Origin of the sequence: Acinetobacter sp. UBA6571, from assembly GCF_002434085.1 — a bacterium.
GTDB classification, from domain to species: domain Bacteria; phylum Pseudomonadota; class Gammaproteobacteria; order Pseudomonadales; family Moraxellaceae; genus Acinetobacter; species Acinetobacter radioresistens.
Window position 1 is genome coordinate 1 of the sequence record NZ_DJJJ01000032.1, and the last position, 4,498, is coordinate 4,498.

5 protein-coding genes and 1 pseudogene are annotated in these 4,498 nt (G+C 40.6%); 2 read left to right on the forward strand and 4 right to left on the reverse strand.

What is annotated here, in order from left to right; translation table 11 throughout:
• From B3X18_RS05760 to B3X18_RS05770, 3 genes and pseudogenes are all read right to left on the reverse strand, one after another.
• Nucleotides 1-245, reverse strand: a pseudogene (locus B3X18_RS05760) (TonB-dependent siderophore receptor); the annotation flags it as partial.
• A 373-nt stretch (nucleotides 246-618) separates the two neighbouring features.
• A complete protein-coding gene (gene uraH / locus B3X18_RS05765; protein ID WP_005020012.1) occupies nucleotides 619-1,020 on the reverse strand; it encodes a hydroxyisourate hydrolase in 402 nt (133 codons plus the stop codon).
• Nucleotides 1,021-1,024: 4 nt separating this feature from the next.
• Nucleotides 1,025-1,534: a GlcG/HbpS family heme-binding protein gene (locus B3X18_RS05770; protein WP_005026209.1), complete on the reverse strand. Its 510-nt coding sequence runs from the start codon at nucleotides 1,532-1,534 to the stop codon at nucleotides 1,025-1,027.
• A gap of 108 nt (nucleotides 1,535-1,642) precedes the next feature.
• Between B3X18_RS05770 and B3X18_RS05775 the strand changes: the two genes are divergently transcribed.
• Nucleotides 1,643-2,314, forward strand: a complete 672-nt coding sequence (locus B3X18_RS05775; RefSeq protein WP_005026207.1) for a heavy metal response regulator transcription factor — start codon at nucleotides 1,643-1,645, stop codon at nucleotides 2,312-2,314.
• A complete protein-coding gene (locus B3X18_RS05780) occupies nucleotides 2,311-3,720 on the forward strand; it encodes a heavy metal sensor histidine kinase (protein ID WP_005026205.1) in 1,410 nt (469 codons plus the stop codon). Before B3X18_RS05775 ends, B3X18_RS05780 begins: the two co-directional genes overlap by 4 nt.
• 8 nt (nucleotides 3,721-3,728) lie before the next feature.
• Here the strand turns inward: B3X18_RS05780 and B3X18_RS05785 are convergent, their stop codons facing one another.
• The gene (locus B3X18_RS05785; protein ID WP_005026203.1) at nucleotides 3,729-4,430 is read right to left on the reverse strand and encodes an SIR2 family NAD-dependent protein deacylase; all 702 of its coding nucleotides are present in this window, start codon (nucleotides 4,428-4,430) and stop codon (nucleotides 3,729-3,731) included.
• Nucleotides 4,431-4,498: the final 68 nt, after the last annotated feature.

Genomic DNA, 4,498 nt, shown 5'->3' on the forward strand with positions numbered 1-4,498 from the left:
CGCCCTGGAACACGTTTTAGGGTCTCTGACAGATTCACATCCAGATCATTCTGATTTTGTGGCTGTTCTATACGATAGACAGATGCCGGTGTTTCAAGCCAGCTCGTATCGGTACGTGTAGCTTCAAGCGTAATTGGTGCAAGCTGTACAACTTCTTGTGCTTGAGCCCAGCTTGCCTGAAGAATGCAGGCACTCAGAAGAAGTTTTTTATATGGAAAGGCAGATAGGGAAGCAGAGCTTTTCATAAGTATCCTGGACTGGTAAATACTAATAGCCTAAGAATTTAAGACTAGATTCTTAAGGTAAAAAAGCTGAGTTTTTAAAAGATCAGACCATGTTTATTCATATATAAAACAATGAAAGTATAAGGGAAAGATTTGTTATAAGAATAAGTTAAAGCTCCCCTATGACTCTAAACCTGATTTCAGATAAAAACTCAGCATTAGAAGCGTATTAAAATGGAAATAAATGCAGCTGACCAGAATTTATCTGTAGTATCTTGGTATAAAAGTCGTAGAATAACTTGAGAAATAAGATTATTTATATTTTTAAAATTCAAAGAGATCAATAAAAAGCCAGCGGCTTAAACTATAGCGCCGGCTAATATTTTAGTACTGATTAGTTTCCACGATAAGTAGAATATCCATAAGGGCTGAGTAGGAGTGGAATATGATAGTGGGGTACAGTGCCCTTCACTTCAAAAATGACCGGAATTTCGGGAAAAAAAGTATCCTGTTTCTGTGTTTTAAACCAGTCACCTGTTTTAAAGGTAACTTTATAAAGCCCCTGATGAAAATTCTTGTTTTCCGGATAAAGTGCAGTAATACGGCCATTTTCATTGGTTTTAGACTGGCTGATTTGAACCCATTTTCCTTTAATCTGTTCTTCAAGCGTGACCTCAACATTAGATGAAGGCAAGCCTGTTTCTAGGTTAAGTACATGCACACTGAGCGGATTAGCTGCAGCAAAACTGAATTGGGCTGCACATAGACTTAAACCGGCAATAATGAGTTTTTTCATGTTTTTACTCCTGTGATAAACTTTTTTGGACACCCTGTTCGGCGCATGCTTCATCTTGTGCTGCACCACCTCCACCTGCGACTCCTACTGCACCAATCACTTCATTTTTATAGGTTACTGGAATACCGCCACCGAGTAGCAACAGTTCATTTAGGGTGTTCAAATTACTGGCTTCAGGGTTATTTTGAGCATTACGGTTCAGGACAGAAGTCCGTGTTTTGGTAGACAGTGCAGTATAAGCCTTACGCTGTGCCGCAAGGGTATTATGTGGACCAACACTTTCGTGACGTTTGAGTACCAGTATATTGCCACCCCGGTCCAGTACCGCGACTGCAATATTCTTTTGCTGGGCATGACAGGCAGTAATGGTATGATCAGCTAAATGTTCAGCAAGCTTTAGACTTAAATTATATTGCTGTATTGGTTCAGGTGTTTTCGCAGACAATGTCGTGATAAAACCTGAAGCTAAAATAAAGCTTGCCGTCAGAACAGGCCAGTAAGATGGCTTTAACATGAGTATCTCCTTAAATCCTGAAAACATAATAAAAAGAGATGTGGTCTTGTTGGATGACAAGTAGATTACAGATTTGTCATTTAGGCGTAATGGAAAAATGGTTTTGAAATGAATATCTTGATTATTGAAGATGAACAGAAAATAGCGCGCTATCTGGCCAAGGGTCTGACTGAGTCAGGTTACCGAACATGGCTTGCACATGACGGACGGGAAGGTCTTATGCTATTTGAACAGCATGCAATTGACTTGGTTATCCTAGATGTGATGTTACCAGAGCTTGATGGCTGGCAGGTGATTCAGACCTTGCGCCAGTTTTCGGAAGTTCCGGTATTATTCCTGACCGCCCGTGACAGTGTTTTAGACCGGGTCAAAGGTCTGGAACTGGGTGCTGACGACTATCTGGTAAAACCTTTTTCCTATATTGAGTTACTGGCAAGAGTTAAAACCTTGTTACGGCGTTCATCTACTAAAGTAGTCGAACAGTTGCAGGTCGAGAATCTGAAAATCGACTTGCTCGAACACAAGGTTTACCGTGACCGGGACCTTATTGAATTAACCAACAAAGAATATGCTTTACTCAGATTTCTGGCTGAGCATCAGGGCGAAATCATGACACGTACCCAAATTGCCTCCCAAGTCTGGAATATCAATTTTGATACTGACACCAATGTGGTTGATGTAGCAGTACGTCGCCTGCGTGCTAAGATTGATGATGCTTATCAGCCTAAACTGATTCATACCATACGTGGTATGGGCTATAAACTTGATACAAACACATGAGTATATTCCGGCATTCGCTTGCAGTTCGGCTGAGCTTATTATTTATCGGTATTGCCTGTGCAGTGTTTTTAGCGATAGGTCTACTGGCTTACAATGGTATGGATCAGGTATTAAAGCGCCAGCAGGATGAAGCATTGCGAGCCAGGGTAGAGCGGCTGGAACTCCTGATTCAAAATTCTAGCGATTTAAATAGCCTGATTCAGCGGCCCAAACTTTATGAAAATATGCTTGGAAATCAGGATAATCTGCTTATATTAGAAAATCAGAACGGAACTGCTCTGATTTATATTAATCCCTTACAGATTCATATACCCATTTTGCCTAAAGCCGAACAAACCTGGCTCATTGATAATAAGAAACAGCAGGCCACTACAAGGTTGGCATGGAAAACAATCAATTATCAGGGACAGCAGTATTTGCTGATTGCAGGTAAGCAGTTCGATGAGCGAGAGCAGGTCCTCTATAGCTTTGCCTTAAAGCTTGTAGGTTACATTGGGCTAGGAATCTTGACGGTATGTATATTGAGTGCTTTAGTCAGTTATTATGGCCTTGCACCACTAAGAGATTTAAGTGAGCAGACCCGGTTAATCAATATTCAAAAGCTGAACCAGCGTGTCAGCGAAACCAGTCAAAGTGACGAAATCAGACTACTCTCTACCGCCATGAACAGTATGCTGGAGCGGATTGAGCAAGGTTATCAGCAACTGAGCCGCTTTTCTGAAGATATGGCACATGAGTTTCGGACGCCTTTAAATAATCTGATTGGACAGACGCAGATTCTGCTTAGTCAAAATCGTGAAAAGGCCGATTATCAGGATTTGTTATTTTCCCATTTGGAAGAATATGAACGTCTGAAAAGGATGGTTGAAAATATGCTATTTCTGGCACGTGCTGATCATTCTCAAAATAGCCTAAGTATTATAGAGGTTAATCTAAAAAGTAGTCTGAATGAACTGTTGGCATATTTCGAATTAATTGCTGAAGAAAAAAATCTGCAGATTAACAGCCGCCTCAAGATTACATTTATCCATGCTGACTATTTATTGTTTCAAAGAGCAGTTTCCAACCTTTTAAACAATGCGATTGAATATAGTACAGAGAATGGCCATATTTCTATAATAGCTGAACGGATAACGCTGGCAGGTAAAATATATAATGCAATTCATGTTTTGACATATGATGTATATATTGCTGAACAACATTTGCCACATTTGTTTGAACGCTTTTATCAATGTGATCCGGCCAGACACCAGCAAGGACGTTCTGGAGGTTTAGGGCTTGCAATTGTTCAGTCAATTATGAGTATTCATGAAGGGATAACAGAAGTTAAAAATATGCCAGAAGGGGTCCGGTTTAGTCTGTATTTTCCTGAACATTTAGCTAGCAATTCAGTAAACAGAAAATAAAAACATTCTTATAACCGTTTTAATTTTTCTGTTAAATACCGCATTCCTTCCGTGGCAGTCATGGAAAGTAACTGGTACTGTTCAGGGAGCTGCACATGATCGGCTTTTGGGTCAATATAGTAAGCCTCACAATGAGCAGGAATCTCATTAACCAGAGCTGCAACAGGATATACTGACAGTGTTGAACCTATCACAATAAAAATATCAGCCTGTCTTGCAAGTTTAATGGCCTGTTCATAAGCAGGCACAGTTTCACCAAACCAGACCACATGGGGCCGCAAAGAATAACCTTGCCGACATTTATGTTGCTGGAGGTCAAGCTCCCAGCCGTCAACCGGATAAAACTCTTCAGTATATTGCGCGTCCGGGCCTGATGTCTTTGCTAGGCGAATATTCCCGTGTAAATGTAATACCCGCTTACTTCCTGCGCGCTCGTGCAGATCATCAATGTTCTGGGTAATCACCTCGACATTAAAATTATCTTCTAAACTGGCAATAGCCTGATGTGCAGCATTCGGCTCGGCATCAAGAATATTTTTACGCCGTTCATTATAAAATCGTTGTACCAGTTCAGGATTTTTGGACCAGGCTTCAGGCGTAGCGACTTCCTCAATACGGTATTGCTCCCAAAGTCCATTGCTATCGCGAAAGGTATTAATTCCACTTTCTGCACTCATGCCTGCACCAGAAAAAACAACCAGTTTCTTCATAGTTATTATGCTCCATTGCTTAAAGTTTATTTCTAATGTAATTCAGCTAAATCAACATATTAAAGCTT

Bases quoted from the DNA above. Each gene is read 5' to 3' on its own strand.
- uraH (WP_005020012.1), bottom strand. From the start codon at position 1,020: ATGAAAAAACTCATTATTGCCGGTTTAAGTCTATGTGCAGCCCAATTC.
- B3X18_RS05770 (WP_005026209.1), bottom strand. From the start codon at position 1,534: ATGTTAAAGCCATCTTACTGGCCTGTTCTGACGGCAAGCTTTATTTTA.
- B3X18_RS05775 (WP_005026207.1), top strand. From the start codon at position 1,643: ATGAATATCTTGATTATTGAAGATGAACAGAAAATAGCGCGCTATCTG.
- B3X18_RS05780 (WP_005026205.1), top strand. From the start codon at position 2,311: ATGAGTATATTCCGGCATTCGCTTGCAGTTCGGCTGAGCTTATTATTT.
- B3X18_RS05785 (WP_005026203.1), bottom strand. From the start codon at position 4,430: ATGAAGAAACTGGTTGTTTTTTCTGGTGCAGGCATGAGTGCAGAAAGT.